At 61.1% G+C, this 26824-nt stretch carries 23 protein-coding genes; 15 read left to right on the top strand and 8 right to left on the bottom strand.

Going from position 1 to position 26824, the window contains the following annotated elements:
• The first annotated feature begins 11 nt into the window (after positions 1 to 11).
• Positions 12 to 1139: an ATP phosphoribosyltransferase regulatory subunit gene (locus MRBLRC7O_RS01640; protein ID WP_003503185.1), complete on the top strand. Its 1128-nt coding sequence runs from the start codon at positions 12 to 14 to the stop codon at positions 1137 to 1139.
• Positions 1136 to 1828, top strand: coding sequence for an ATP phosphoribosyltransferase (hisG, locus tag MRBLRC7O_RS01645; RefSeq protein WP_003503184.1), 693 nt, complete (start codon positions 1136 to 1138; stop codon positions 1826 to 1828). The genes MRBLRC7O_RS01640 and hisG overlap by 4 nt, the downstream gene beginning before the upstream one ends.
• A gap of 62 nt (positions 1829 to 1890) precedes the next feature.
• Here hisG and MRBLRC7O_RS01650 read toward each other — a convergent pair whose 3' ends face one another.
• The 4 genes from MRBLRC7O_RS01650 to groES all read right to left on the bottom strand — a co-directional run bounded on the left by MRBLRC7O_RS01650 (position 1891) and on the right by groES (position 5567).
• Entirely contained in the window at positions 1891 to 2337 is a 447-nt protein-coding gene (locus MRBLRC7O_RS01650) for a DoxX family protein (RefSeq protein ID WP_003503183.1), read from the bottom strand.
• Between the two features lie 156 nt (positions 2338 to 2493).
• The gene (locus MRBLRC7O_RS01655) at positions 2494 to 2928 is read right to left on the bottom strand and encodes a hypothetical protein (protein ID WP_003503182.1); all 435 of its coding nucleotides are present in this window, start codon (positions 2926 to 2928) and stop codon (positions 2494 to 2496) included.
• Positions 2929 to 3561: 633 nt separating this feature from the next.
• A complete protein-coding gene (gene groL / locus MRBLRC7O_RS01660) occupies positions 3562 to 5196 on the bottom strand; it encodes a chaperonin GroEL (RefSeq protein ID WP_003503181.1) in 1635 nt (544 codons plus the stop codon).
• A gap of 74 nt (positions 5197 to 5270) precedes the next feature.
• On the bottom strand, positions 5271 to 5567 hold the full coding sequence (groES, locus tag MRBLRC7O_RS01665) for a co-chaperone GroES (protein WP_003494080.1): 297 nt from the start codon (positions 5565 to 5567) through the stop codon (positions 5271 to 5273).
• A gap of 369 nt (positions 5568 to 5936) precedes the next feature.
• Between groES and MRBLRC7O_RS01670 the strand changes: the two genes are divergently transcribed.
• From MRBLRC7O_RS01670 to MRBLRC7O_RS01685, 4 genes are all read left to right on the top strand, one after another.
• A complete protein-coding gene (locus MRBLRC7O_RS01670) occupies positions 5937 to 6785 on the top strand; it encodes a TIGR01459 family HAD-type hydrolase (RefSeq protein ID WP_031234240.1) in 849 nt (282 codons plus the stop codon).
• Positions 6786 to 6832: 47 nt separating this feature from the next.
• Positions 6833 to 7813, top strand: a complete 981-nt coding sequence (locus MRBLRC7O_RS01675; protein ID WP_060726054.1) for a bifunctional riboflavin kinase/FAD synthetase — start codon at positions 6833 to 6835, stop codon at positions 7811 to 7813.
• 281 nt (positions 7814 to 8094) lie between these two features.
• Positions 8095 to 10998, top strand: coding sequence for an isoleucine--tRNA ligase (ileS, locus tag MRBLRC7O_RS01680; protein WP_060722956.1), 2904 nt, complete (start codon positions 8095 to 8097; stop codon positions 10996 to 10998).
• Between the two features lie 142 nt (positions 10999 to 11140).
• Positions 11141 to 11782: a hypothetical protein gene (locus tag MRBLRC7O_RS01685; protein ID WP_003503172.1), complete on the top strand. Its 642-nt coding sequence runs from the start codon at positions 11141 to 11143 to the stop codon at positions 11780 to 11782.
• Between the two features lie 50 nt (positions 11783 to 11832).
• Here MRBLRC7O_RS01685 and MRBLRC7O_RS01690 read toward each other — a convergent pair whose 3' ends face one another.
• Positions 11833 to 12291 carry a nucleoside deaminase gene (locus MRBLRC7O_RS01690; protein WP_003503170.1) on the bottom strand — a complete coding sequence of 153 codons (459 nt, stop codon included), beginning with the start codon at positions 12289 to 12291 and terminating at the stop codon, positions 11833 to 11835.
• A 71-nt stretch (positions 12292 to 12362) separates the two neighbouring features.
• Between MRBLRC7O_RS01690 and MRBLRC7O_RS01695 the strand changes: the two genes are divergently transcribed.
• The 3 genes from MRBLRC7O_RS01695 to MRBLRC7O_RS01705 all read left to right on the top strand — a co-directional run bounded on the left by MRBLRC7O_RS01695 (position 12363) and on the right by MRBLRC7O_RS01705 (position 15973).
• Positions 12363 to 14321, top strand: coding sequence for a pseudouridine synthase (locus MRBLRC7O_RS01695; protein ID WP_003503168.1), 1959 nt, complete (start codon positions 12363 to 12365; stop codon positions 14319 to 14321).
• The gene (gene rsmD, locus MRBLRC7O_RS01700; RefSeq protein ID WP_003503166.1) at positions 14302 to 14859 is read left to right on the top strand and encodes a 16S rRNA (guanine(966)-N(2))-methyltransferase RsmD; all 558 of its coding nucleotides are present in this window, start codon (positions 14302 to 14304) and stop codon (positions 14857 to 14859) included. Before MRBLRC7O_RS01695 ends, rsmD begins: the two co-directional genes overlap by 20 nt.
• A gap of 187 nt (positions 14860 to 15046) precedes the next feature.
• Complete coding sequence (locus MRBLRC7O_RS01705; protein WP_003503164.1) at positions 15047 to 15973, top strand: patatin-like phospholipase family protein; 927 nt, start codon at positions 15047 to 15049, stop codon at positions 15971 to 15973.
• Positions 15974 to 16034: 61 nt separating this feature from the next.
• Here the strand turns inward: MRBLRC7O_RS01705 and MRBLRC7O_RS01710 are convergent, their stop codons facing one another.
• Positions 16035 to 17864 (bottom strand): monovalent cation:proton antiporter-2 (CPA2) family protein, encoded by a 1830-nt coding sequence (locus tag MRBLRC7O_RS01710; RefSeq protein WP_003503162.1) that lies wholly within the window; start codon positions 17862 to 17864, stop codon positions 16035 to 16037.
• A gap of 116 nt (positions 17865 to 17980) precedes the next feature.
• Between MRBLRC7O_RS01710 and MRBLRC7O_RS01715 the strand changes: the two genes are divergently transcribed.
• The 6 genes from MRBLRC7O_RS01715 (at position 17981) to lpxK (ending at position 23993) form a co-directional block, all read left to right on the top strand.
• Entirely contained in the window at positions 17981 to 19327 is a 1347-nt protein-coding gene (locus MRBLRC7O_RS01715; protein ID WP_003503159.1) for a TldD/PmbA family protein, read from the top strand.
• Between the two features lie 93 nt (positions 19328 to 19420).
• Positions 19421 to 20227: a 3'(2'),5'-bisphosphate nucleotidase CysQ gene (locus tag MRBLRC7O_RS01720; RefSeq protein WP_080865885.1), complete on the top strand. Its 807-nt coding sequence runs from the start codon at positions 19421 to 19423 to the stop codon at positions 20225 to 20227.
• 61 nt (positions 20228 to 20288) lie between these two features.
• On the top strand, positions 20289 to 20528 hold the full coding sequence (locus tag MRBLRC7O_RS01725; RefSeq protein ID WP_003503155.1) for a DUF4170 domain-containing protein: 240 nt from the start codon (positions 20289 to 20291) through the stop codon (positions 20526 to 20528).
• 215 nt (positions 20529 to 20743) lie between these two features.
• Positions 20744 to 22066, top strand: coding sequence for a lipid IV(A) 3-deoxy-D-manno-octulosonic acid transferase (waaA, locus tag MRBLRC7O_RS01730; protein ID WP_080865886.1), 1323 nt, complete (start codon positions 20744 to 20746; stop codon positions 22064 to 22066).
• On the top strand, positions 22060 to 22797 hold the full coding sequence (locus MRBLRC7O_RS01735; protein WP_003503151.1) for an HAD family hydrolase: 738 nt from the start codon (positions 22060 to 22062) through the stop codon (positions 22795 to 22797). Before waaA ends, MRBLRC7O_RS01735 begins: the two co-directional genes overlap by 7 nt.
• A gap of 149 nt (positions 22798 to 22946) precedes the next feature.
• A complete protein-coding gene (gene lpxK, locus MRBLRC7O_RS01740) occupies positions 22947 to 23993 on the top strand; it encodes a tetraacyldisaccharide 4'-kinase (protein ID WP_080865888.1) in 1047 nt (348 codons plus the stop codon).
• 233 nt (positions 23994 to 24226) lie between these two features.
• On the opposite strand, the gene MRBLRC7O_RS01745 is transcribed toward lpxK, so the two are convergent.
• Positions 24227 to 24448, bottom strand: coding sequence for a DUF2093 domain-containing protein (locus MRBLRC7O_RS01745; RefSeq protein WP_003503147.1), 222 nt, complete (start codon positions 24446 to 24448; stop codon positions 24227 to 24229).
• A 151-nt stretch (positions 24449 to 24599) separates the two neighbouring features.
• Complete coding sequence (gene mutL, locus MRBLRC7O_RS01750) at positions 24600 to 26432, bottom strand: DNA mismatch repair endonuclease MutL (protein WP_080865890.1); 1833 nt, start codon at positions 26430 to 26432, stop codon at positions 24600 to 24602.
• Positions 26433 to 26824: the final 392 nt, after the last annotated feature.

Genomic DNA, 26824 nt, shown 5'->3' on the forward strand with positions numbered 1-26824 from the left:
AGTACCGTTTCATGCCCCTGATCGACATGCCGGAATTTTCCGGAGAGCTACTGGAAGAATTCTCCGCGCGCCGCACGAGCCGTGTGAACACGCCCGTCATCCAGCCCGCCGAACCGTTTCTGGATATGGCGGGTGAGGATTTGCGCCGCCGCATCTTCATGACGGAAAGCGAAACGGGGACGAGCCTTTGCCTGCGCCCGGAATTCACCATTCCCGTCTGCCTGCGCCATATCGAAACGGCGACAGGCACGCCGAAGCGTTATTCCTATCTCGGCGAGGTCTTCCGCCAGCGTCGTGAAGGTGCGAACGAGTTTTATCAGGCCGGCATCGAAGACCTTGGCGATACCGATATTGCCGCTGCCGATGCCCGTGCCGTCATCGATGCCACCGGCATTCTGCAGCGCCTGCTGCCGGGCCGGGCGCTTGCCGTTACGCTGGGGGATCAGCAGGTGTTCGAGGCGGTGGTTGCCGCCCTTGGCCTGCCGCTCGGCTGGCAGAAGCGGCTGGTGCAGGCCTTTGGCGATATGGCGCAGCTCGACGCGCTGCTGGAAAGCCTCGTGCATCCCAAGCCGATGACCGGTCTTGATGCCCGGGTCGCGGGCCTGCTGGCGACTGGCGACGAGGCGGTGCTGGTCGATTATCTCGATACGGTGATGCAGGAGACCGGCTATTCCACCAATGCCAGCCGTTCGCCGCAGGAAATCGCCCGCCGTCTGCGGGAGAAACTGGCGCTTGCGGCGACCCGCCTGCCGGATGATAGCTTCGCGTTGCTCAAGCAGTTTCTGGCCCTGAAGGCGCCGCTGCCGCAGGCCTCGCAGGTTCTGGCTGATTTTGCCGCAAAGGCGAAGCTGAAGCTGGATGGTGCGCTTTCCGCTTTCGACAAACGTGTCGCAGCCCTTGCCAATGCCGGTGTCGATCTTGAGACCGTCACCTATGGCGCGGCCTTCGGCCGTCCGCTCGATTATTATACCGGCCTTGTTTTCGAGGTGGTGGAAGCGGGTGGAGACAGCGTTCTGGCCGGTGGCGGCCGTTTCGACCGGCTGCTGACGCTGCTCGGCGCACAGGAAAAAATACCGGCTGTGGGTTTTTCGCTCTGGCTGGATCGCATCGAAGCGGTGCGGGGGAGCGACAAGCCATGATCACCATCGCATTGCCCTCCAAGGGCCGGATGAAGGAAGACGCTTCCGCCGTTCTGGAACGCGCCGGATTGAAGGTCGCGGCCGTCGGCAACGACCGCTCCTATCGCGGCCGTATCGAAGGACGGGACGATATTGAGATCGCCTATCTGTCGGCCTCCGAGATCGCCCGCGAGATCGGCGCCGGCACGGTGGATTTCGGCGTGACGGGTGAGGACCTTGTGCGCGAGGGACTGACCAATGCCGATGCGCAGGTGGAATTTTGCGCCCGCCTCGGTTTCGGTCATGCCGACGTCGTGGTCGCCGTGCCGGAAATCTGGCTGGATGTGGACAGCATGGCCGATCTCGGCGATGTCGCTTCGGAATTCCGTGCCCGTCATGGCCGCAGGCTGGCGATCGCCACCAAATACTGGCGGCTGACGCAGCAGTTCTTTTCGCGCCAGCACGGCATCCAGCTTTACCGTATCGTCGAAAGCCTTGGCGCGACCGAGGGTGCGCCGGCGGCGGGGCAGGCGGATATCATCGTCGATATCACCTCAACGGGTTCGACGCTGAAAGCCAATCATCTGAAAATCCTCTCCGACGGCATCATCGTCCGTTCGGAGGCCTGCTTTGTCCGCGCCCGCAAGCCGGAGCACGATGGCGATGCGAGGGTTGAGGAGATCGCTTCGCGCATAAGGGCGGCGGTCTGACACCAGACAAAAAAAGCCGCCGGAGCGATCCGGCGGCTGTTTTGTTGGTCGATCTATCTGGCTCAGGCGTGGGCCACAGCCGCGCCGCGCTTTGCGTCGACGGAGTAGGCGCCAGCGCCGAAGGCGGCAAGCAGGATGTAAGCGCCGGCAAGCGTGATGTTCTTCACCATCATGATGCCGTTCAGCGTGTTGATCCAGCCAAGAGCCGGCTCAGGCCAGCCGGGAACGGCAACGGTGCCGCTGTGGAAAACCAGACCGGTGAAGACGCAGAAGACGGCAAGCGCCCAGGCGGCGATTTTGGTCTGGAAACCAGCAAGAATGGCAAGACCGGCAACGAGTTCGAACAGGCCTGCGACATAGGCAAGCGCGGTTGCGGCGGGCAGGCCGGCGCCGGTGATCATGCCGGCCGTGCCGGCCGGATCGACGAGCTTGCTGAAGCCCGAAGTGATGAAGATGAAGGAAAGCAGAATGCGGGCGATGAGAACGAGAACGTTCTGGCTGCTGGACATGGATATCTCCGGTAATTGATCGGCGTGTTGCCGGTTGATCTGCAGGGCAATGTCTGGAGACATCAATGTCGGAAAATCACTCATCCATAAAGATGAACAACAGAAGACAAATTGTCTTCATTTTGTGAACGGTGGATGGCATCGCTGCAAAAAGCCTTAGGCGGCGAAGCGAATATCCTCAAGACGCGGAAACAGGAAAAGCCCTGATATGCGCCCTTGCTGGCCGTCTTCGAAGCCGGAAGATTCACCCATGCAGATGACCGGCTGCCGCATTGCCGGCAAGATGGAGAGGCCGGTTGAAAAACAGAAACGTGAGGGCGCCGTGGAAACCTGCTCGAAAAGTTCCAGCACGCGGGCGTGGTCAGCGCGGTCGTAACAGCGGACAAGGCTCAGCAACCCGCACTCGCCCGGCGGCAGGCCGTGCATGAATGATGCGTGTTCGCCGAGCCGGATGACGCCGCTCGAAAGATCGCTGCTCCACTCCTCCGAAATGAAGAAATGCGACATGGTCCGGGGATCGGGCGTGGTCGTCACCGCCGTTGGCAGAGCATCGTTGCGTCTTGATATTTCAAACAAATCGCGCCCCCGCATGAACACGTGCCAGCGCCGCCATTTCTAGCGCCACTGCCAGGTTGAACCTTTACCGCCACCCGCAGTCGAACGTGTTTGCCAAGCATCGAAACCCCTTCAATGCTCGCCGCCCAGTCGCGGAACCCTTACGGGGGCTGACTTATAGTTTATTTTCCCCTACCTACAACAACCAGTCAGTGAGAAAATCAAAAATATTATGTATTTCTTCTTCAAAATCGCGAGACTTGCGAAAAAGCACAACTAAATAGCGCACTTATAAGCCGGTCCGAGTGAAAACCGAGCACCTTTGGGGTGGTGATTCGCTCATGGCGCTGCGGCATTATTGCATGGGATGGCAAAAAATAGCCGGATAAAATCACGGCTGTTCCAAAACAGGACAATATTTGAGCACTTCCGCTTTCGGCCTTCAGAATTATGCAACCGGTTGATTTTATGAGGCATCTCTCGCGAGAGCGTCGACTTCATCCCCGGCTTCGCGCCGAGGATCTAATCTAATCACGTCACGGGAAATCAATCGGTTGCAGATGCTCGGGACAGCCCCGAAGATGACGCTCCTTTCGTCAAACGCGCAGGGACTGCAAAGAAAAAGGGCGATCCGAAGACCGCCCTTTCTTATTCCAGTGACAGGACTGATTAGAAGTCCATGCCGCCCATGCCGCCGCCGGGCATCTGCGGCATTGCCGATTCCTTCTTCGGAAGCTCGGCGATCATGGCTTCGGTGGTGATCAGCAGCGAAGCAACCGAAGCTGCGTTCTGCAGAGCCGTACGTACAACCTTGACCGGGTCGACGATGCCGAGCTGGATCAGGTCGCCATATTCGCCGGTCTGGGCGTTGTAGCCGTAGTTGTCTTCGTTCTTGTCGAGGATCTTGCCGACAACGATGGAAGCTTCGTCACCTGCGTTTTCTGCGATCTGGCGAACCAGAGACTGCAGAGCCTTACGCACGATGTTGATGCCGGCTTCCTGGTCGTCGTTTGCACCCTTGACGGTGATCTTCGTGGAAGAACGCAGCAGGGCAACGCCGCCGCCCGGTACGATACCTTCCTGAACAGCAGCGCGCGTCGCGTTGAGAGCGTCGTCAATGCGGTCCTTCTTTTCCTTCACTTCAACTTCCGTCGAACCGCCAACGCGGATCACGGCAACGCCGCCAGCGAGCTTGGCAAGACGTTCCTGCAGCTTTTCGCGGTCGTAATCGGAAGTGGTTTCTTCGATCTGCGCCTTGATCTGGGCAACGCGGCCTTCGATGTCGGACTTCTGGCCTGCGCCGTCAACGATCGTGGTGTTTTCCTTGGAGATCGAAACCTTCTTCGACTTGCCGAGCATGTCGAGGGTAACGCTTTCGAGCTTGATGCCGAGGTCTTCGGAAATGACGGTACCACCGGTCAGGATGGCGATGTCTTCCAGCATGGCCTTGCGGCGGTCGCCGAAGCCCGGAGCCTTGACGGCAGCGATCTTGAGGCCGCCACGCAGCTTGTTGACGACGAGCGTTGCAAGAGCTTCGCCTTCTACGTCTTCAGCGATGATGACGAGCGGCTTGCCGGTCTGAACGACAGCTTCGAGAACCGGCAGCATAGCCTGGAGGTTCGAAAGCTTCTTTTCGTGCAGAAGGATGTATGCGTCTTCGAGGTCAGCAACCATCTTTTCCGGGTTGGTCACGAAGTAAGGCGACAGGTAGCCGCGGTCGAACTGCATGCCTTCGACGACTTCGAGTTCGGTTTCAGCGGTCTTGGCTTCTTCAACGGTGATGACGCCTTCGTTGCCGACGCGCTGCATTGCTTCAGCGATGTCGAGACCGATCTGACGCTCGCCGTTTGCGGAGATCGTGCCGACCTGTGCAACTTCTTCCGAAGTGTTGATCTTCTTGGCCTTGGCCTGAAGGTCCTTGACGACTTCTGCAACAGCAAGATCGATGCCGCGCTTGAGGTCCATCGGGTTCATGCCGGCAGCAACTGCCTTTGCACCTTCGCGAACGATGGCCTGGGCCAGAACCGTTGCGGTGGTGGTGCCGTCACCGGCGATGTCGTTGGTCTTGGAGGCAACTTCGCGAACGAGCTGTGCGCCCATGTTCTCGAACTTGTCTTCCAGTTCGATTTCCTTGGCGACCGAAACGCCGTCCTTGGTGATGCGCGGAGCGCCGAAGGACTTGTCGATAACGACGTTACGACCCTTCGGGCCGAGGGTTACCTTCACTGCATCAGCGAGAATGTCGACGCCCTTGAGCATCTTTTCGCGCGCTGAGCGGCCGAATTTGACTTCTTTGGCTGCCATTTTCAAAACTCCTGGTTTCGAACGGCCGGAATGGATCCGGCTTGAAATTTAAGGAAACGATGGGTTCGGCGAAATCAGCCGATGATACCCATGATGTCGGCTTCCTTCATGATCAGAAGGTCTTCGCCGTCGAGCTTGACTTCAGTGCCCGACCACTTGCCGAACAGGACGCGATCGCCAACCTTGACGTCGAGAGCGACGACCTTGCCGGCCTCATCGCGAGCGCCGGAACCGACGGCGACGATTTCGCCTTCCTGCGGCTTTTCCTTGGCGGTATCGGGAATGATGATGCCGCCCTTGGTCTTTGCTTCGGATTCAACGCGACGAACCACGACGCGATCGTGAAGCGGGCGGAAATTGGTGCTTGTCATTGCCTAATCCCTCGATCAAATGACTGCGCGAGCTTTTGGAGCTCGCCTGATGGGTGTTAGCACTCTCCTTTATCGAGTGCCAGCGGAACCGAGATAAGGAGGGCGTCCGCCGGAGTCAAGAACGCCCTGTCTGAAAAATTTCATGGCTTATGGTTATCAGCGTTCCATGACAGAAATTTCCCATGTGCGGATGCGCGCCATGACGACATTCTTTTCGCGCGATGCGCGTCGCATCCATCTACGGGACATTTGTGTTCATGCTGCGTCAGGCGGGGCCGAAGACCGGTCACGCGCCGCTTTTTTCCTTGCCATCGGCGTCCCGCTTTGCGATGTGAGGCTCACCCTCTTCTCCCATCCGGAAAGCATCTCATGGCCCACCGCATTCTCACTCTCGGCGAAATCACTGATGGGTTCGACGTTATTCTTTCGGATGTCTGGGGTGTGCTGCACAATGGGGTCAGCGCCTTTCCGGATGCGGCGGTTGCGCTGCGGGAAGCGCGCAAGGCTGGCAAGACGGTGGTGCTCATCACCAATTCGCCGCGTCCCGCCCCCGGCGTCATCGCCCAGTTGCGCGTTCTCGGCGTGCCTGATGAGGCCTATGACCGTATCATCACCTCGGGCGACGTTACCCGTGGTCTGATCGCGGAAGGCCCAAAAAAGGTCTTCCTGCTCGGCCCGGAGCGGGACATGCCGCTGCTGGAAGGTCTCGATGTCGAATGTGTCGGCGAGGCGGAAACGGAATCCGTGGTCTGCACCGGCTTCTTCGACGACGAGACGGAGACGCCCGAAGACTATACCGAAATGCTCAAGGGCTTCATTGCCCGCAAGGTGCCGATGATCTGCGCCAACCCCGATCTGGTGGTGGAACGCGGCGAGCGCATCATTCCCTGCGCCGGCGCCATGGCCGCCTACTACGAACAGCTCGGCGGCGAAGTCCGCATTGCCGGCAAGCCGCATGCGCCGATCTATGAAGCCTGCTTAGCTGCGGCCAGGGAAGTGCGCGGCGCCTTCGCCAAGGATCGCGTGCTCGCCATCGGTGACGGCATGCCGACGGATGTGAAGGGCGCGATTGCGAGCGGTCTCAACCTTCTCTATATCAGCGGCGGCATTCACGCTGCCGAATATACGCTGAACGGCCAGACGGACGAGGCGCTTCTCAACGCCTATCTCAAGGGGCAGGGTGCTGCTCCCGGCTGGTGGATGCCCCGTCTCGCCTGAGGATATCTCGCCTGAGGAATAGCTGGCGCAGGAATGGATCGATTGCCATGACCGTCTTTCACCGCAATGAAAAAAAGGAGCCGCTGCCGGAAGCTCTTCGTGGCGGCGTCATCGCCATCGGCAATTTCGACGGCGTGCATCGCGGCCACCGGGCTGTGCTGGATCGTGCTCTGGAACTGGCGGAAGCCCGTGGCGTTCCCGCGCTGGTGCTGACCTTCGAGCCGCATCCCCGTTCCGTCTTCCGTCCCGACACGCCGGTGTTTCGCCTCACGCCCGCGCCTTTGAAGGCGCGTATCCTTGAGGCCATCGGTTTCCGCTCCGTCATCGAATATCCCTTCGACCGGGAATTTTCGCAGCGCTCGGCGGAGGAATTCGTTCAATCCATCCTGGTCGACTGGCTTCATGCCAGCGCCGTCGTCACCGGCTTCGATTTCCATTTCGGCAAGGGCCGGGAAGGTGGCCCGGCATTCCTGATGGAGGCCGGCAAACGCCATGGTTTTGACGTGACGCTGGTGGATGCCTTCCGCGACGAGGGTGCGGATGTCGTCTCCTCCAGCCGTATCCGCTCGCTTCTGTGCGAGGGTGATGTGGCGGGCGCCGCAGGCCTGCTCGGATACCGCTTCACGGTGGAAAGCGAGGTCATTGGCGGCCAGAAGCTGGGGCGCACGCTGGGTTATCCTACCGCCAACATGGCGCTCGCCCCGGAAACGGAACTGAAGGCCGGCATCTATGCCGTGCGGTTCCGTCGCCCCGATGGTTCTATCCACGATGGCGTGGCAAGCTTCGGTTATCGTCCGACCGTCACAGAAAACGGCGCGGCGCTGCTCGAAACATTCGTCTTCGATTTCTCCGGCGATCTCTACGGCGAGGTCTGTTCGGTCTCCTTCTTCGGGCACCTGCGCGATGAACTGAAATTCGATGGCCTCGATCCGCTCGTCGCCCAGATCAGGCGCGATGAAGAAGAGGCGAGAGCGATGTTATCGGGCGTGCGCCCGCTCAGCGCGTTGGATGCGAAGATTGCGTTTTGATCTGATGAGACCTGTCAGCCCATATTCCGGGCTATATTGCCGTCGCTTTTCTCTTCCTTTTTGCCGGAAAACCGCATAAACAACCGGCCATGTCCCAATACCGGTTGAAGTTTACAGTTCAGATTGGCCGAATTATTGGCCCGGCCTTCCGCCCGCTCTGACGAGCCGGAAGGTCCGGGATTTTGGCGCTTGTCATGGCATTTGTCATGGCGCTTTCCGTATTTGCCCCTCTTTGAAATTGAGACGGCGCGACCGACACGGCGCGCAACAACGGTACGATTATGAGCGACACCGCAGAAAAACTGGACTACTCCTCCACCCTCTATCTGCCGCAGACGGATTTTCCGATGCGCGCTGGCCTGCCGCAGAAGGAACCGGAAACGGTGAAGCGCTGGCAGGAGATGGGCCTCTACAAGCGCCTGCGCGCCTCCGCCGCCGGCCGCGAAAAATTCGTGCTGCATGACGGCCCGCCCTATGCCAACGGCAACATCCATATCGGCCATGCACTGAACAAGATCCTGAAGGACGTCATCACCCGCTCTTTCCAGATGCGCGGCTACGACGCCAATTACGTTCCGGGCTGGGATTGCCACGGCCTTCCGATCGAATGGAAGATCGAGGAAGCCTATCGCGCCAGGGGCAAGAACAAGGACGAAGTTCCGGTCAACGAATTCCGCAAGGAATGCCGTGACTTCGCGGCCGGCTGGATCAAGGTCCAGTCGGAAGAGTTCAAGCGTCTCGGCATCGAGGGCGACTTCGAAAATCCCTACACGACGATGAACTTCCACGCCGAAGCCCGCATCGCCGGCGAACTCCTGAAGATCGCCAAGAGCGGCCAGCTCTATCGCGGCTCCAAGCCGATCATGTGGTCGGTCGTCGAGCGCACGGCGCTGGCGGAAGCCGAAGTCGAATATGCCGATGTCGAGAGCGACATGATCTGGGTGAAATTCCCGGTGAAGGATGCTGCGCCCGCTCTTTCCGGCGTCTCCGTCGTCATCTGGACGACCACGCCGTGGACCATCCCCGGCAACCGCGCCATCGCGTTTTCTTCGCGGGTCGAATATGGTCTTTTCGAAGTTGAAAGCGCGCAGAATGATTTTGGCCCGCAGCCGGGCGAAAAGCTGATCTTCGCCAAGAAGCTGGCCGATGAGGCCGCAGCCAAGGCGAAGCTGACCTTCAAGCTCGTTCGCGACGTGAAAACCGAAGAACTGGCCGCCATCACCTGCGCCCACCCTTTGGCTTCGCTCGGTTACGATTTCCCGGTTCCGCTTCTCGAAGGCGATCACGTCACCGACGATGCCGGTACGGGCTTCGTGCACACCGCGCCGAGCCACGGTCGTGAGGACTTTGACGTCTGGACCGCGCATCAGCGCGAGCTGGAAGCGCGCGGTGTTTCGTCGGCCATCCCGTTCCCGGTCGGTGACGATGGTTTCTACACCGAAGACGCTCCCGGTTTCGGCCCGTCCGCCGAAGGCGGCGCTGCCCGCGTCATGGATGATAACGGCAAGAAGGGCGACGCCAACGACCGCGTCATCAAGGCGCTGATCGCTGCCAATAACCTGTTTGCCCGCGGCCGCCTGAAGCACAGCTATCCGCATAGCTGGCGCTCCAAGAAGCCGGTCATCTTCCGCAACACGCCGCAATGGTTCGTCTATATGGACAAGGAACTGGGCGACGGCACGACGCTGCGTTCGCGCTCCTTGAACGCCATCGATCAGACCCGCTTCGTTCCGGCCTCCGGCCAGAACCGCCTGCGCGCCATGATCGAAGGCCGTCCCGACTGGGTTCTGTCGCGCCAGCGCAGCTGGGGCGTGCCGATCGCCGTTTTCGCCGACGAGCATGGTGAGGTTCTGGTCGACGAGGCCGTCAACGCCCGTATCATCGAGGCTTTCGAAGCTGAAGGTGCGGATGCCTGGTTTGCCGAAGGCGCCAAGGAACGTTTCCTCGGCAATGACCACGACCACGCCAAATGGCAGCAGGTCATGGACATCCTCGATGTGTGGTTCGACAGCGGTTGCACGCACACCTTCACGCTTGAAGACCGCCCGGACATGAAGTGGCCGGCGGATGTCTATCTCGAAGGTTCCGACCAGCATCGCGGCTGGTTCCATTCGTCGCTGCTCGAAAGCTGCGCGACGCGCGGCCGCGCGCCCTATAACGCCGTTGTCACCCATGGTTTCACCATGGATGAGAAGGGCGAGAAGATGTCCAAGTCCAAGGGCAACGTCGTCTCGCCGCAGGAAGTCATGAAGGACGCCGGCGCCGATATCCTGCGCCTGTGGGTCATGACGACGGATTATTGGGAAGACCAGCGTCTCGGCAAGGCCATCATCCAGACCAATGTCGATGCCTATCGCAAGCTGCGCAACACCATCCGCTGGATGCTCGGTACGCTCGCCCATTATAAGGGCGAAGAGATCGCCTATGACGATCTGCCGGAGCTGGAAAAGCTGGTGCTGCATCGCCTGTCCGATCTGGATAAGGTCGTGCGCGAGGGTTATGACGGCTTCGAGTTCAAGAAGATCGCCCGCGCGCTGGTGGATTTCGCCAATGTCGAGCTTTCGGCCTTCTATTTCGATATCCGCAAGGACACGCTTTATTGCGACGCGCCGTCGTCGCTGAAGCGCCGGGCATCGCTGTCGGTCATCGCCAAGCTGTTCGATTGCCTTGTTTCCTGGCTCGCGCCCATGCTGCCCTTCACCACCGAAGAAGCGTGGCTATCGCGTTATCCGGATGCGGAATCGGTGCATCTTGCCCAGTTCCCGGAAATCCCGGCGGAATGGAAGAACGACGCGCTGGAAGCGAAGTGGGAGAAAATCCGCAAGGTCCGCACGGTCGTGACAGGCGCGCTGGAAGTCGAACGCCGCGAAAAGCGTATCGGCTCCTCGCTCGAAGCCGCGCCCGTCGTGCACATTGCCGACGCCGATCTTCTGGCGGCGCTGAAGGGGCAGGATTTCGCCGAAATCTGCATCACCTCGGCCATCTCGGTGGTTGGTGACGAAGGCCCCGCCGATGGCTTCCGCCTGCCGGAAGTGGCAAAGGTCGTGGTCGAGCAGAAGCTGGCGGAGGGCGTAAAATGCGCTCGCTCCTGGCGCATCACCACCGATGTCGGTTCCGATCCGGACTATCCGGAGGTTTCCGCCCGCGATGCGGCCGCGCTGCGCGAGCTTGCAGCCCTGGCATAATGAAAATGGCCGGATGAATTGCGCTTTGCCTCTTCATCCGGTACACCTGCCTGAAAATGGCCGGATTTGCACGGCAATGCGGGCTGCCGCCTGCCGAAAGACGATGTCTGGCGCAGTGGGACGGACGGCTGGAAGGGTTTCGATGAAGACGATGCAGGGTAATGCGCAGGGTTTGGGCATGTTTCGCACGGTTGCAGGCATCACGGCGATAGGCGTGCTGCTCGGCGCCTGCACGAGCCCGACCTACGGTACGGGCAAGACGGCGGCTGAACAGCTTGTCGACGATCTTGGCAACGCGACCTCGATCACCGGTGACCAGAGCAAGCGCAACCTGAAATACAGCCCCCGCCCGGGTCTCGTCGTTCCCGCCCAGACCCGTGCCGAACAGCTGGCCACGCCGCAGCAGAACATGGCAAGCCGCGAAAACAACCCGCAATGGGTGGAATCGCCGGAAGAGACCCGCGAACGTCTGCGCGACGAGGCGGATGCCAACAAGAACAACCCGCATTACCGCTCGCCGTTGCTCGCCGGTAACGGCACTGCCGGCCAGATGACCGAAAGCCAGAAATGGGAAGCCTTCCGCAAGGCGAAGGCCGAAGCCCAGGGCGGCTCCGTCGTTAATGCCCAGCGCAAGTTCCTCACCGACCCGCCGGCTGAATATCGCAGCGTCCCGCAGGATCAGCTGACCGATCTCGGCGAGCCGGAGCAGAAGAAAGAAAAGCGCCGCAAGAAAGAAGCGGCAGTCGCCGGCACCGGCAAGAGCTGGTGGAACCCCTTCCAGTAAAAACGAATGGCTGATGGCCTGCGGGAAAGCATGAGCCTCCCGCCGGCCGCTCAATCGTCGAGGCGTTTCTCGCGAAAGAATTGCCGCAGGATGTCGGCACTTTCGCTTTCCGCCAGCCCGGAATAGACATCCGGCGCGTGGTGGCAGGTCGGCTGGCTGAAGAAGCGCACGCCATTATGCACCGCGCCGCCCTTCGGGTCTTCCGCACCGTAATAGAGCCGGCGGATACGGGCGAATGAAATCGCCGCAGCACACATGGTGCAGGGCTCCAGTGTCACGTAGAGATCAGCGCCGGGCAGGCGTTCCTGCTCCAGCGCTTCGCAGGCCATGCGGATCACGGCGATTTCGGCGTGCGCCGTCACATCATTCAATTCACGGGTGCGGTTGCCGGAACGGGCGATGACGCGGCCGTCCAGAACCAGTACGGCGCCGATCGGAACCTCCTGCCGCTCGCCGGCGGCACGGGCTTCCGCCAGCGCCAGTTCCATGAAATGCGTCCTTTCGGCCATTGCGTTTCAATTTCCTCTTAACCCTTGTGCTTGGACCTGATAGGACAGCCCAAACAACAGGCAAACAGCAAATGACTTTTAAAGACAAGCCGAAGCGTGACGGCGGCAAGACAATTAGCCGCGACAAGAAGCCGAAAGGCCCCGGCAAGCCCGCCGCAGAGCGCGAAAAGAAACCGACCGAGGCAAAGGCCGCCCCGGCGCCGGAAACCGTTGGCGGCTCCAAGCCCGAGCGCATTTCCAAGATCATGGCGCGCGCAGGTGTGGCCTCGCGCCGCGATGTCGAACGCATGATCATGGAAGGCCGCGTGTCGCTGAACGGCGTCAAGCTGGATACACCGGTGGTCAACGCCACGCTGTCGGACAAGATCGAAGTCGACGGCATGCCGATTCGCGGTGCCGAGCGCACGCGCCTGTGGCTCTATCACAAGCCCGCCGGTCTGGTGACGACCAACTCCGACCCGGAAGGCCGCCCGACCGTTTTCGACAATCTGCCGAGCGAACTACCGCGCGTTCTGTCCATCGGCCGCCTCGATATCAATACCGAAGGCCTGCTGCTGCTCACCAATGATGGCGGTCTTTCCCGCGTGCTGGAACTGCCGACCACCGGCTGGCTGCGCCGTTACCGCGTCCGCGCCCATGGCGAGGTCGATCAGGCAGCGCTCGACAAGCTGAAGGAAGGCATTGCCGTCGATGGCGTGCTTTATGGCGCAATCGACGCGACGCTCGACCGTACCCAGGGTCACAACGTCTGGATCAGCATGGGCCTGCGTGAAGGCAAGAACCGCGAGATCAAGAACGTGCTCGGCGCACTCGGCCTCGAGGTCAACCGCCTGATCCGCGTTTCCTACGGTCCGTTCCAGCTCGGCGATCTCGCCGAAGGCAAGGTGCTGGAAGTGCGCGGCCGCATGCTGCGCGACCAGCTCGGACCGCGTCTGATCGAACAGGCCGGCGCCAATTTTGACGCGCCGATCTATAATGCGCCCGTTGAAGACGAGGAAGACAACACGCCGAAGCGGGCGGTGAAGTCCGAATGGGCAAAGAGCGATGCGCCGGAAGGCAAGCCGCGTTTCGACAAGGCTGCCGGCAAGCCGGAAGACCGTCGCGAAAAGGCGCTCGGACGGCTGGATACCAAGCGCGGCGACAAGCCGGCTGGCAAGTTCGGCTCCAAGCCCGCCGGGAAATTTGGCGCAAAGGGCCGCAGCGAGGATGATGGCGACGACCGCCGCCCACGCCAGCCCGCCGGCACCAGCCGCACGGCCAATGTCTGGATGGCACCCGGTGCAAGGCCCACCCGTGATGGCAAGGAGCGCAAGTCTTCCGCCCGCGCGGAAGCCGAAAACCTCTTCAAGAAGCCTTCCGCCCAGGACGAGGCGCGCCGCAACGTTGTGCGGCATGCGGATGCCGAGGGCGAGTGGATCCGCTCAGATTCCCCCCGCGAAGAAGAAGGTGGCCGCGGACGCGGCGACCGTCCGCGCGGCGAAAAGAGCTTTGGCGATCGTGGTGGCCGCGGCGGAAAGCCGTTCGGCGACCGGCCATTCCGCGACAAGCCGCGTGAAGAAGGTGATCGCCCGCGTGGCGACCGTCCGCGCGGCGAAAAGAGCTTCGGTGACCGCCCGGCGCGCGGCGGCAAACCTTTCGGCGACCGGCCGTTCCGTGACAAGCCGCGTGAAGAGGGTGATCGTCCGCGCAGTGACCGTCCACGCGGCGAAAAGAGTTTCGGTGATCGCACCGCCCGCGGTGAAAAACCTTTCGGTGACCGTCCGTTCCGCGACAGGCCCCGTGAAGACGGTGAGCGCCCACGCGGCGAGCGCCCGGCGGGAGACAAGCCTCGTGGCGGCAAGCCGGGCGGTAAACCCGGATTCGGCAAACCGTCCTTCGGAAAATCGGGCGAGCGTGGCGAACGTTCGGGTTTCTCAGGCAAGAGCAAAGGCCCCGGTGGTCCCGGCGGCGGCAAGCCGGGCGGCAAAGGCCCGGGTGGCAAACCTTCTGGAGGCAGGGGAATGACACGTAATGCGGATCGTAGGCGGTGAGTTCCGCGGCCGGACACTGGCCGCGCCGAAATCGAATTCCATTCGTCCGACCATCGACAGGACGCGGGAAAGCCTCTTCAACATTTTAAGCCACGCCTATCCGGAAAGTCTGGACGGCACGCGCGTTCTGGACGTTTTTGCCGGAACGGGCGCGGTTGGTCTGGAGGCGCTTTCGCGCGGCTGTCGTGTGGCGCTCTTCGTCGAAAACGGCGTCGAGGGCAGGGGGCTGCTCTGGGAAAATATCGATGCGCTGGGTCTGCATGGCCGCGCCCGCATTTTGCGGCGTGACGCCACCAAGCTCGGTGGTGTCAATAATATCGAGCCCTTCGATCTTCTCTTCGCCGACCCGCCCTATGGCCATGGCCATGGTGAGAAGGCTTTCTCTGCAGCCCATGGCGGCGGCTGGCTGACACCTGGCGCGCTTGCCATTCTGGAAGAGCGCGGCGATGTGGCGGTGAAGGTCGATCCGGTATTCAAGCCGCTCGAAAGCCGCATCTTCGGCGACACGAAAATGCATTTCTACCGCTACGAGCCCTAGAACCTTTCCAGGAAAAGTGGAGCCCGGTTTTCCGTCCGGAAATGCAACAGAACAAAGAGTTGGAGTGTTTTCGCGATTCGAAGAAAAGCGAAAACACTCTAATAGGAACACCTCCCGTCACGCCACGGTCTTGTCTTGTTTGCCAAATAGGCAGAGTCTTTGCCGCGGAAAGAATTTGGGTGTTCGCATGGAGCAGGGTGTAAACGAAAGCGTCACGATCGTCCGCGCCGGGGAAGAGGTTCTCCAAGTTGACGGCGCGGGTGGCCACGAGCCGACATTCGGACTGGCGCTCGGCGGCGGCGGGGCGCGGGGCATCTGCCACATCAACGTCATCGAGGCGCTGGACGAACTCGGCATCCGGCCGGTGGCGATTTCCGGTTCTTCCATCGGCTCCATCATCGGCGCGGGCATGGCAGCCGGCATGACCGGCCGCGAAATCCGCGAATACACGCTTGAACTCATGGGACGAAAGGGCTCGGTCGCCAACCGGCTCTGGAGCCTCGGCCCGGCATCGATGCGACACGCGGTGGACGGTTTTCGCCTTGGGCAGTTCAACCTCGAACTCATTCTGCACGCGCTGATGCCGCAGGCTCTGCCGAAGGATTTTTCGGAGCTTGCCATTCCGCTCAAAGTGATAACCACAGACTATTACGCGCAGACCGAAGTGGTGGTGGAACGCGGGGAGATCATCCAGGCGCTGGCGGCATCCGCGGCCATTCCGGCACTGTTCATGCCTGTTCGTATCGATGGCCGCATCATGATCGATGGCGGCATCTTCAACCCCGTGCCCTACGAACATCTGCTGGATCGGGCCGATATCGTCATCGGCGTCGATGTCGTCGGCGGCCCCGAAGGCGACGGCACCACCATGCCGAACCGGCTGGACAGCCTGTTCGGCGCCAGCCAGCTGATGATGCAGGCGGCAATCGCCCTGAAACTGAGGCTACGCCCGCCGCATATTTTCCTGCGCCCGCCGGTGCACCGTTTCGGCGTGCTGGATTTCCTGAAGTCCGAGGAGGTGCTGAACGCGTCGGCTAGCATCAAGGACGACCTGAAACGGCAGATCGACATGCAGGTGGAGCTGTTTCATCGCGGGCAGGGTGTGGAGGCTTGAGCGGTACGTCCTGGATATTCGCTGGGAAACAAGTGGCGCTCTTCCAGCCATCGCCTTTGAATCACAGCGAAACTTCCGTCTCGCTCTCCTCCGAACCCTCTTCCTCCTCCCACTTTTCCGCCTTGGTCTTCGGCTTCATCAGCGGTTCCGGCTTCACCTCGCGCACCGGCTTGTTGTGCAGCATCTGCCGACCGGCGGCGAGGCCTTCGACGGCCTGAAGCTCCAGCCGCTGCTCGTCGCGTTCGCGAATATCGTCGGCGATTGCCAACGCCCTTTCGCCGTCCATGTCCAGCCCCTCCAGAATGCGCCTGCCGAACAGCAGGCCGGATTCCAGCGTCTCGCGGATTTCATATTCCACGCCCTTTTTCCTGAGGTCGAGGGAATGCACGCGGTCATAGGAGCGGGCATAGATGCGCACGCTTGGAAATTCTGACTGGATCATATCGATGATACGGTCGGTGACCTCCTTTTTATGGGTGCAGACCGCCACGAGATCGGCCCTTTCTATGCCGGCGGCGATCAGCACGTCCTTGCGGGTGCCGTCACCGAAAAAGATGCGAAAGCCGAACCGGGCGGCCTGACGCACGCGGTCGGCGGAACTGTCGATGACGGTTACGTCGCGCCCGCCGGCGAGAAGAATCTGTGAGGCGATCTGGCCGAAACGGGAAAAGCCGATCATCAGCACATCCGCGCCCGCCCCGTCGAAATCCTCTTCCAGCTTGTCCTCTTCCGCATCCTCCGCCGTCAGCCGCCGCGAAATCACAGCCAGCAGCGGCGTCAGCGCCATGGAAAGCGTGACAACGGCAACGAGGATCGAGGCGGTTGCCTGCGGAAACAGCCCGGAGGCCGCCGCCGTGGTGAAAAGCACGAAACCGAATTCGCCGCCCTGCGCCAGAAGCAGCGCAATCCGGCTCGATGCATAACGCGAGGAGCCGGCGATGCGGCAGAGGCCATAGATCATGGCAGCCTTCACCGCCATCATCGCCGGCACGGCGATCAGGATGAGGACGATGTGCTCATAAACGATATGGATGTGCAGTGACATGCCGACGGCCATGAAGAACAGCGCCAGAAACAGCCCGCGAAACGGCTCGATATCCGCCTCCAGCTCATGGCGATAGGAAGATTCCGACAGCATCAGCCCCGCCAGCAGCGCACCCATGCCCATGGAAAGCCCGACCATCTCCATGATGGCGGCAGCACCGATGACGACAAAAAGGGCGGCCGCGATCATCACTTCACGCGCACCCGTGCGGGCGATGATCTGGAACATCGGCGTGAGCAGGTAACGCCCGGCCAGCACCATGCCCGCCACAGCAACGACGGAGGCGATGAGATCGGACACCATCGAATCCGTCGGCACATCCGGGCGGTTGGAAAGAATGGTGACGAGGGCAAGAAGCGGCACGATGGCAAGGTCCTGAAACAGCAGGATAGAGAAGGACCGGTTGCCATGCCGCGTATTCATGTCGCCGTCATCGGCAAGGATTTGTAGCGCAAAGGCGGTGGAGGAAAGCGCAAGACCGAAACCCGCAACCACGCTTCCCCGCCAGTCGATCAGCCCCGCCCACCATGCAATGGCCGCCAGCACGCTGCCGGTCACCAGCACCTGCGCCAGCCCGAGGCCTAAAATATCGCGCCGCATCTGCCAGATGCGTGAAGGCTTGAGTTCAAGGCCGATGATGAAGAGCAGAAAAACGACGCCCAGTTCCGAGACGTTGAAGATGTCCTTCGCATCCGTGACCAGATGCAGGAACGGGCCGATGATGATGCCGGCGACCAGATAACCGAGCACGGTGCCAAGCCCGAGCTTGCGGAAAACGGAGGCCGCGATGACTGCGCCGGCCAGAAGCAGCAATGGTTCGGAAAAGAGAGCGTCGTGCTCGGTCATGCGGGCGGACTTTCGAATAGGGTGGCGACAAAACCGTCCGAATGGAGAAAGCGGCGTTTCGCCCTTGATGCGGGGTTGCTGGCACAATAAATGGAACAGGAATGAAAGGCCAACTCATGTCCTCAGAAATAGATTCTTCCAAACTTCTCGATCGCGCCAGCGAACTTGTCGATCTTGCCCGTGCCGCCGGTGCGGATGAGGCGGATGCCGTTGTCGTCCGCTCGCGCTCGCAGTCGGTCGGCGTGCGGCTCGGCAAGGTGGAAAGCACCGAATCCTCCGAAAGCGACGATTTTTCCCTGCGCGTCTTCGTTGGCCGCCGGGTGGCGAGCGTGTCCGCCAATCCCGGCTTCGATCTGAAGACGCTGGCGGAACGGGCCGTCGCCATGGCCAAGGTCTCGCCGGAAGATCCCTTTGCCTGCCTGGCGGACAAGGAGCGGCTTGCGACGTCGTATGACGATCTCCAGCTTTTCGATGCGACTGAGGTCTCGGCCGATCAGCTGCGTGAGGCAGCCCTTGCTTCTGAAGAAGCAGCACTCGGCGTCAAGGGCGTCAGCAATTCCTCCGGTGCCGGCGCATCGAGCGGCATGGGCGGTCTCGTCCTCGCTACGTCACACGGTTTTTCCGGCAGCTATATGGGCAGCCGTTTCAGCCGCTCCGTCAGCGTCATCGCCGGCCAAGGCACGAAGATGGAGCGCGACTACGATTTCGACAGCCGCCTTTATTATGCCGATCTCGATGAGGCCGAGGAAATCGGTCGCCGCGCCGGTGAAAAAGTCGTGCGGCGTGTCGGCCCGCGCCAGGTCGATACCGGCAGCAACATCACTGTGGTTTTCGATCCACGCATCGCCCGCGGCTTCGTCGGTGCAATTGCCGGCGCGATCAACGGCGCTTCGGTTGCCCGCAAGACCAGCTTCCTGCGCGATAAAATGGGTCAGCAGGTTCTGAAAAAGGGCCTTTATCTCACCGACGACCCGCAGATCGTGCGCGGCCCGTCCTCGCGTCCCTTCGATGGCGAGGGTGTTCGCGGCGAGAAGATGACGATGATCGAGGATGGTGTCTTGAAGCATTGGTTCCTTTCCACTTCGGCGGCGCGGGAACTTGGCCTTGAAACCAACGGGCGCGGCGTGCGCGGCGGCACGGCGGTTTCGCCGGCCTCTACCAATCTCGCGCTGGAGCCGGGCGATCTCTCGCCGGAGGACTTGCTGAGGCAGGTCGGAACCGGCTTTTACGTCACCGAGCTGATCGGCCACGGCGCCAATATGATCACGGGTGAATATAGCTGCGGCGCCAGCGGTTTCTGGATCGAGAATGGCGAAAAGACCTTCGCGGTTTCCGAGGTCACCATTGCCTCGAACCTGAAGGACATGTTCATGCGGGTCACGCCGGCCAATGATATCGATCGCAAATACGGCGTCGCGGCCCCGACGCTCGCCATTGAAGGCATGACGATCGCGGGCAAGTGAGGCGGCCTGCGGGTTGTTTTCGCCGACACTTTATGTGCAAGTGCGAAGAGAAAAACGGGCGCGCCGTTTGAGGCGCGCGGAAAAGACGGCAAAATGAACGATATGGCTGAAGCCCGCTGGGCCTCCGATCTGCGGCTGGTCCTTAAAGCCGCCCGCAAGGCGGGTGAGACGGCCCTCGGTTTCTTCCGCAAGGATCCCGAGGTCTGGTGGAAAAATGGCGGGCTTTCGCCGGTCAGCGCGGCCGATTACGCCGCCAATGAAATCCTCGAAACCATCCTGCGCTCCGCCCGGCCGGATTATGGCTGGCTTTCCGAAGAGACGGATGACGATACGGACAGGCTGTCCCGCTCCACCGTCTTCGTCGTCGACCCCATTGACGGTACCCGCGCCTTCATCGGCGGCCGGGATACATGGTGCGTCAGCGTCGCCGTGGTGCATGAGGGCCGGCCGGTGGTCGCGGCGCTTGTCGCCCCGGCGCTTGCGGAGGAGTTTACCGCATTTGAAGGTGGTGAAGCTCTGAAGAACGGGTCACCCGTTTTTGCCGCGCGCGAAAATGCCGGCATCTTCCATCTGGCAGCGCCCGAAGACGTGATCACGCATCTGCCGGAAGAGGTGCGCAGCACCGTCAAACGCATTCCACACGTGCCCTCGCTCGCCTACCGGCTGGCCATGGTGGCGGATGGCCGCATCGACGGAACGCTGGTCAAGGCCAACTCGCATGAGTGGGATCTGGCCGCCGCCGACCTCATTCTGGAGACGGCCGGCGGTCGTCTGGTCGGGCTCGATGGAAAACCTCTGATGTATAATCGCCGGCAGGTTAACCACCCCGCATTGTGCGCTGCAGCAGATTATGCGCTGCCTGCACTTTTGAAAGCGTTTTCACATCTGTCTGACAGTTGACGTTTGCCGGGAAATCCCGCAGATGAAGGCCTCTCTCAGCGTTTAAGAAAGAGACTAAGAAATGACGGAATCTGGCAAACCGAAACAGCTGCTGCACCTCGTCTTCGGCGGCGAACTTGAAAACCTTCAGGATGTTCAGTTCCGGGATTTGAACGCGCTCGATATCGTCGGCATCTATCCGGACTATGCTTCCGCGCTCACCGCATGGAAGTCCAAGGCGCAAATGACTGTTGATAACGCCCATATGCGTTATTTTATCGTGCATATGCACCGTCTTCTCAATCCGGACGATAAAATTTGAGTCCTTTTGCCCTTGCGTTGTAATACTATTGGGTGAAAGCGAGCTTTCCCGTGATTCCTGCGCGAGCGGCGCAGGCCGGGAATGCCGGAGCGAGAAAATGTGATCGCGCTTTCGTTTCCGATGACAAAAAATGACGCAATTTAAGAAGAAGTAGGCGGCGATAACAACCAGAACAGGGGCAGGGCATTGCGCGGAATGATCAAGGGCAGAATGTCATGAGCAGCCGTCTCGCACGTTTCGCTCTTTCCGGTTACCGCATTGCCGGTATCGCCGCGTACCCGTTCGCCAAGCCCTATCTTTCCTATCGGGCCGCGAAGGGCAAGGAAGACAAGCGCCGCCGGCTCGAACGTTTCGGTTATGCGAGCGCAGAGCGCCCGCGCGGCCCGCTCGTCTGGTTCCACGCCGCAAGTGTCGGCGAAACGCTTGCCCTCATCCCGCTGATCCGTGAAATCCGCAAGCGCGATATCTTCGTGCTTCTGACCACCGGCACGGTCACCTCGGCCGAACTGACCCGCACCCGGCTCGGCGATGACGTGATCCACCAATATGTGCCGCTCGACATCAAGATCGCGGTCAATCGCTTCCTCACCTACTGGGCGCCGGATGCCGCCATCACAGCGGAATCGGAAATCTGGCCGGTGACGATGATGGAGCTGGAGCGCCGGCACATTCCGCAGATCCGGGTCAATGCCCGTCTCTCCGACCGTTCCTTCGACCGCTGGAAAGCCCGGCATGATATTGCGGAATCGCTGTTTTCAAAGCTGGCGCTGGTGGTTGCGCAGTCCGATCTCGATGCCGAACGTTTCCGTGATCTCGGCTCCTGGCCGGTGGTGATTTCGGGTAACCTCAAAGGTGACACCGACCCGCCGCCCTGTGACGAGGCGCTTCTGGAGCACTATCGCAAGCAGGTCGGCAATCGCAAGACATGGGCCGCCATCTCCACTTTCGACGGCGAGGAGAAGGCTGCCGCCACCGCGCATGCGGCGATCAAGTCCCGCAATGGCCAGTTGACCATCATCGTGCCGCGCCATCCCGAGCGCGGCGATGATGTGGAGGGCATGCTGAAAGGCATGGGGCTCACCGTCGCGCGTCGCAGCCGCAATGACGTGATAACGCCGGAAACCGATATTTTCCTTGGCGATTCCATCGGCGAAATGGGGCTTTACCTGCGGCTGACCGAACTTGCCTTTGTTGGCCGCTCGCTGACGGCCGAAGGCGGGCAGAACCCGCTGGAGCCTGCGATGCTCGGCTGCGCCGTCCTGTCAGGCGCGCATGTGCAGAATTTCCGCGAGGCCTATCAGAAGCTCATCCGCGCCGGCGGCGGTCGTATCATTCGGGATGTCGAGATGCTGGCCAAGGCGGTGCATTACCTCCTGGTCAATGACAATGAGCGTTACAAGATGATCGATGCGGGCAACCGGGTCATTCAGGATATGCGCGGCGCTCTTTCTTCCACCGTCAAGGCGCTGGAGCCCTATATCAACCCGCTCACCGTTTCCGCCAAGCTGCAACCACGGAGCGCCATCGGCTCATGGTAGCGGATATCGAACTCAACGCGGCGCAATCGATCGCCGCAGTCCTTTTCGACAAGGACGGAACGCTTTTAGGCTATGACGCCAGCTGGGGACCGGTGAACCGCGAACTTGCGGCCATCGCGGCCAAGGGAGATCCCGTTCTCGCCGACCGGCTTCTCTCCGCCTGCGGAATGGACCCCGTTACCGGTCATGTGGTGCCGGACAGCCTGCTGGCCGCCGGCAACACGGCGGAAATCGCCGCCGGTCTGGTAGCCGCGGGCTCTCCCTGCGATGTCGGAGAACTGACTGCCCGCCTTGACCGGTTGTTCACCGAGGCTGCGGATAAATCCGTGCCGGTGACCGATCTCAAGGCATTTTTCGCAAGGCTGAAGGCGCGCGGCTACAAGCTCGGCATCGCCTCCAGCGACAATGAAAACTCCATTCGACAGACGGCCATCCGCTTCGGTTTCGAAAACGACGTCGATTTCGTCGCGGGATATGACAGCGGTTACGGCACCAAGCCGCAGCCCGGCATGGTTCTGGGCTTCTGCGAGGCGATCGGCTTCCCGCCGGAACGCGTGGCCGTTGTCGGCGACAATAACCACGATCTGCACATGGCGAAAAATGCCGGAGCCGGTCTGCGTATCGCCGTTCTGACGGGAACAGGCTCGCGCGAAAGCCTGGGTGCGGATGCCGATTATTGTTTCGAGGACATTACCGCTCTCGAAGCGCTTTTGCCGGAACGGGCTCTCTGAACCCGGTTAGATTTCCGCCGGGCCCGGCATGGCCCCGTGGAACCGTCTAATCCATTTTTGCAATTTACGGTTTTTTCTGGCAAACAACCTCCCTGACATGTGACAAGCGAACGGAATGCCGTGGGCGACGCGGCCGGGAGCGGGAATAGATGGTTTCTGAAGCGCCGCCGTTCTGGTGGCAGAAAGCGGGCTGGCAGGCGTGGCTCCTGTCTCCTTTCTCGCTTCTTTACGGGAAGGTTGCCGGCCGGCGGATGCGGACGGCAAAAAGGGCAAGTGTTCCCGTTCCGGTCATCTGCATCGGCAACTTCACCGTGGGCGGCGCCGGCAAGACGCCGACAGCGATGGCAATTGCGAGAGCCGCCGTTGCAAAAGGCCTGAAGCCCGGATTCCTCAGCCGCGGTTATGGCGGCACGCTTGACGTTACCACCCTTGTCGATCCCGGACAGCACCGCTCCGCCGATGTCGGCGATGAACCCCTGCTCCTGGCGCGCGAGGCGATCACGGTCATTTCCCGCAAGCGGGTGGAAGGTGCGCACCGGCTGGTGAAGGAAGGCGTCGATCTCATCATCATGGATGATGGTTTCCAGAGCGCGCGCCTGACGCTGGATTATGCGCTTGTTGTCATCGATACGGTGCGCGGCATCGGCAACGGCCATCTCGTGCCGGGCGGTCCGGTAAGAGCGCCGCTTGCCGAACAGATGCGGCATATGACCGGGCTCCTGAAGGTCGGCAAAGGCCATGCGGCCGATGCGCTGGTCAGGCAGGCGGCAAAGGCTGCCAAACCCGTCTTCGTTGCGGCGATCACGCCGCAGGAGCCGCAGGACTTCAGGGGAAGGCGCGTGCTGGCCTATGCGGGCATTGCCGACCCGGCCAAATTCTTCAGAACCGTCGAGGCGCTCGGCGGCGAGATCGTGCTGCAGCGCTCTTTCCCGGATCATCACCACTTCAGCGACGACGAGATCGCCGATCTTCTGCAGGACGCCGGCAAGCAAAATTTGCAGCTGGTGACGACGGCCAAGGATGCGGTGCGGCTCAACGGCCACCACGGCCGGGCGGAAGAATTACTGTGGAACAGCCTGGTGATCGAAATCGACATGGTGTTCGATGACCCCAACGCGGCCACGACGATCATCGAGACGGCGGTAGGGAACTGCCGCGCGCGTTTGCTGCGGGAAAATGCGCGGACGTCGCTTTAAGCTTTTTCCGAATGTAAGCCGCCCGCCACCTTACCTCTCCTCATTCCTGTGCTTGTCACAGGAATCCAGCCGACACGCGTCTGCGTGCCGGGAAGAGCCTTGTCAGCCCAAGGACTTGGGCTGGCTGGATCCCTGTGACGAGCACAGGGATGAGGGTGGAGAGTTGAGCAGTCTCAGCGTGAAAAGAAGCGTTCTCACGCATGGCTCTTTATGGGCGTGCTTCCGCGCCCTTATCAGGCGGGCAAATTACCAGCCTTCTTTTCGGCCTCCAGCGAAGCCGCCGCATCCACATAGGCTTCCTGCCGCGCCACGCTCCAGTAGCGCAGCTCATCAACCGGGATTGTCTTGCCTGTCATGGCGCAGATGACATGCGAGCCGGTCTGGACGATGCGGAAGTCACCGTCGAGATATTCGATGACGGCGAGGCGGTTGCCGCCTCCTTCAAATCTGTTCATCCGTTTTCGTCTCCTGCTCTGTCCTGTCAGGGCACCCAGTCCGAAACGGCGTAGCGTTTTCCTGAACAATCCGGATGCTCCAGTATCCTGAATTTATATAGCCCGGCGCGGCGCAAGGCCAGCCCCGCCTGCTTGCGGCTGGATGAAGGTGTCAGCTGCGGCCGAAGAGCCGTTCTATATCGGAAAGTTTCAGTTCGATATAGGTCGGTCGGCCATGATTGCATTGACCGGAACCCGGCGTGTTTTCCATCTGCCGTAGAAGCGCGTTCATCTCTTCCGGCCGCATACGCCGGCCGGAACGCACCGAGCCGTGGCAGGCCATGGTGGCCGCGACATATTCCAGCTTGTTGGCAAGCGTGGAGGCGGCGTCCCATTCGGCGATCTCGTCGGCAAGCTGACGCACCAGCCCCTGCACATTGACCTCACCCAGCATGGCAGGCGTTTCCCGGACGGCGACCGCGCCCGGCCCGAAACGTTCGATGACGAGCCCCAGCGCATCGAACCCGGCGGAGTGATCCATCAGCCGGTCGCAATCCTCTTCCGGCAAATCGATGATTTCAGGGATGAGCAGCACCTGCGACGGCGGACGCCGGGAATGCAGTGCATTGCGCATTTCCTCAAACACCAGCCGCTCATGCGCGGCATGCTGGTCGACGATGACAAGGCCGTTTTCCGTCTGGGCGATGATGTAGTTCTCGTGCAGCTGCGCCCGCGCAGCGCCGAGCGGGTAAAGCACGGGTTCCGGCGAGGGGCTCGTGGCGGTCTCGTAGATCTCCCGAGGCTCGGCCCGCGCCGTCGGCATGGTGATGTCGGAAAAGCGCGATTGCACCGCCTCGGCAAATTGCATGTCCCCGGAAACCGCAAGCGGCCGCGACGGTGAGGTGGCGGCGGACCACGGCGCGGGGGCTGCCATGGAAGGCGAGGGCCTGATGCCGGACGGGCTATAGCCGGGGCGGAACGCATTCATCATCTGGCTCGCGCCCGTCGTCGCGGCCCTATCGCCGTCGCGCGTCAACGCCTGACGGATCGCGCCGACGATCAGCCCGCGAATGAGGCCGGGATCGCGAAAACGCACGTCGGATTTCGCCGGATGCACGTTCACATCCACAAAGGCGGGGTCAAGCGTGATGGACAGCACCGCGACCGGATATCGCCCATGCGGCACGGTTTCGGCATAAGCGCCGCGAATGGCGGATAAAAGCAGCTTGTCCTGCACCGGGCGGCCGTTGACGAAGACATATTGATGCGCCGAGTTGCCGCGATTGAAGGTCGGAACACCGGCAAAACCGGTCAGCGTCACATCCTCGCGCCCTGCATCGATCTCGATGGCGTTGTCCTTGAACTCGGCACCCAGAATCTGCGCCATGCGGGCCAGATGATCGTCGCCGGTCGAAGGAATTTCGAGCGTCGAACGGTCGGTGCCTGATAGCACGAAACGGATATGCGGGAAGGCGATCGCCATACGCTTGACGACTTCGGTAATCGCGGCCGCCTCGGCCCGTTCCGTCTTCAGGAATTTCAGCCGCGCGGGGGTGGCGAAAAACAGGTCGCGCACCTCGACGATTGTACCGGCATTCGAGGCGGCGGGCCGGACATCGGAAACCTTGCCGCCGGTGACGGAAATCACCGAACCCTGTTCTGCGCCCTGTTGGCGGCTGGTAATCGTCAGCTTGGCGACAGAGCCGATGGAGGGCAGCGCCTCCCCACGAAACCCGAGCGTGCGGATATCATCCAGCGTATCGGAAATTTTCGAGGTGCAGTGACGCCTGACCGCAAGCTCCAGGTCGGCAGGTGACATGCCGGAACCGTTATCGGTAATCCGCACCAGCCCCTTGCCGCCGCCCGCCGTGGCGATCTCGATCCTGGTCGCGCCAGCGTCGATGGCGTTTTCCACCAGTTCCTTCGTGGCGCTGGAGGGTCTCTCGATGACCTCGCCGGCGGCGATCTGGTTGATAAGGGTTTCTGAAAGCTGCTTGATGGCCATGATTGTCATTTTCGCGGATTCGCTACGGCTTCGAAAGCAAAAAACTCGGGCTGTGGAAATTTGCACATGTTTTACGGTCCCTTGGGCATTTGATCATTTCGGTCAACATGGCGTTAAGCGTTAATCCGCCTTTAATCGGCCTTGATTATGGTGAGGCGGCTTGAAATGACCGCAGGAACGGGGCCGCCTTCGCCGGGCGGCGTGTGACGTCGACTATGGGTGAGCGTCATCTTCCCCTCAAGACTGCTTCAAGTTGCAAACCCTGATGTCTCTTTTTCGGAATTTTTCGTTTCATCCCGGCATTTGCCCTGGACGATTCCACTAGAAACATAAGCCTGACCCCTGAAAAACAGGCGGGAGTTTGCAGTTGAGTGATTTGGCGTCCTCTGGCG

Origin of the sequence: Agrobacterium radiobacter (assembly GCF_040801995.1) — a bacterium.
GTDB lineage: Bacteria > Pseudomonadota > Alphaproteobacteria > Rhizobiales > Rhizobiaceae > Agrobacterium > Agrobacterium radiobacter.

Bases quoted from the DNA above. Each gene is read 5' to 3' on its own strand.
- MRBLRC7O_RS01640 (WP_003503185.1), top strand. From the start codon at position 12: ATGCCCCTGATCGACATGCCGGAATTTTCCGGAGAGCTACTGGAAGAA.
- hisG (WP_003503184.1), top strand. From the start codon at position 1,136: ATGATCACCATCGCATTGCCCTCCAAGGGCCGGATGAAGGAAGACGCT.
- MRBLRC7O_RS01650 (WP_003503183.1), bottom strand. From the start codon at position 2,337: ATGTCCAGCAGCCAGAACGTTCTCGTTCTCATCGCCCGCATTCTGCTT.
- MRBLRC7O_RS01655 (WP_003503182.1), bottom strand. From the start codon at position 2,928: ATGCGGGGGCGCGATTTGTTTGAAATATCAAGACGCAACGATGCTCTG.
- groL (WP_003503181.1), bottom strand. From the start codon at position 5,196: ATGGCAGCCAAAGAAGTCAAATTCGGCCGCTCAGCGCGCGAAAAGATG.
- groES (WP_003494080.1), bottom strand. From the start codon at position 5,567: ATGACAAGCACCAATTTCCGCCCGCTTCACGATCGCGTCGTGGTTCGT.
- MRBLRC7O_RS01670 (WP_031234240.1), top strand. From the start codon at position 5,937: ATGGCCCACCGCATTCTCACTCTCGGCGAAATCACTGATGGGTTCGAC.
- MRBLRC7O_RS01675 (WP_060726054.1), top strand. From the start codon at position 6,833: ATGACCGTCTTTCACCGCAATGAAAAAAAGGAGCCGCTGCCGGAAGCT.
- ileS (WP_060722956.1), top strand. From the start codon at position 8,095: ATGAGCGACACCGCAGAAAAACTGGACTACTCCTCCACCCTCTATCTG.
- MRBLRC7O_RS01685 (WP_003503172.1), top strand. From the start codon at position 11,141: ATGAAGACGATGCAGGGTAATGCGCAGGGTTTGGGCATGTTTCGCACG.
- MRBLRC7O_RS01690 (WP_003503170.1), bottom strand. From the start codon at position 12,291: ATGGCCGAAAGGACGCATTTCATGGAACTGGCGCTGGCGGAAGCCCGT.
- MRBLRC7O_RS01695 (WP_003503168.1), top strand. From the start codon at position 12,363: ATGACTTTTAAAGACAAGCCGAAGCGTGACGGCGGCAAGACAATTAGC.
- rsmD (WP_003503166.1), top strand. From the start codon at position 14,302: ATGCGGATCGTAGGCGGTGAGTTCCGCGGCCGGACACTGGCCGCGCCG.
- MRBLRC7O_RS01705 (WP_003503164.1), top strand. From the start codon at position 15,047: ATGGAGCAGGGTGTAAACGAAAGCGTCACGATCGTCCGCGCCGGGGAA.
- MRBLRC7O_RS01710 (WP_003503162.1), bottom strand. From the start codon at position 17,864: ATGACCGAGCACGACGCTCTCTTTTCCGAACCATTGCTGCTTCTGGCC.
- MRBLRC7O_RS01715 (WP_003503159.1), top strand. From the start codon at position 17,981: ATGTCCTCAGAAATAGATTCTTCCAAACTTCTCGATCGCGCCAGCGAA.
- MRBLRC7O_RS01720 (WP_080865885.1), top strand. From the start codon at position 19,421: ATGAACGATATGGCTGAAGCCCGCTGGGCCTCCGATCTGCGGCTGGTC.
- MRBLRC7O_RS01725 (WP_003503155.1), top strand. From the start codon at position 20,289: ATGACGGAATCTGGCAAACCGAAACAGCTGCTGCACCTCGTCTTCGGC.
- waaA (WP_080865886.1), top strand. From the start codon at position 20,744: ATGAGCAGCCGTCTCGCACGTTTCGCTCTTTCCGGTTACCGCATTGCC.
- MRBLRC7O_RS01735 (WP_003503151.1), top strand. From the start codon at position 22,060: ATGGTAGCGGATATCGAACTCAACGCGGCGCAATCGATCGCCGCAGTC.
- lpxK (WP_080865888.1), top strand. From the start codon at position 22,947: ATGGTTTCTGAAGCGCCGCCGTTCTGGTGGCAGAAAGCGGGCTGGCAG.
- MRBLRC7O_RS01745 (WP_003503147.1), bottom strand. From the start codon at position 24,448: ATGAACAGATTTGAAGGAGGCGGCAACCGCCTCGCCGTCATCGAATAT.
- mutL (WP_080865890.1), bottom strand. From the start codon at position 26,432: ATGGCCATCAAGCAGCTTTCAGAAACCCTTATCAACCAGATCGCCGCC.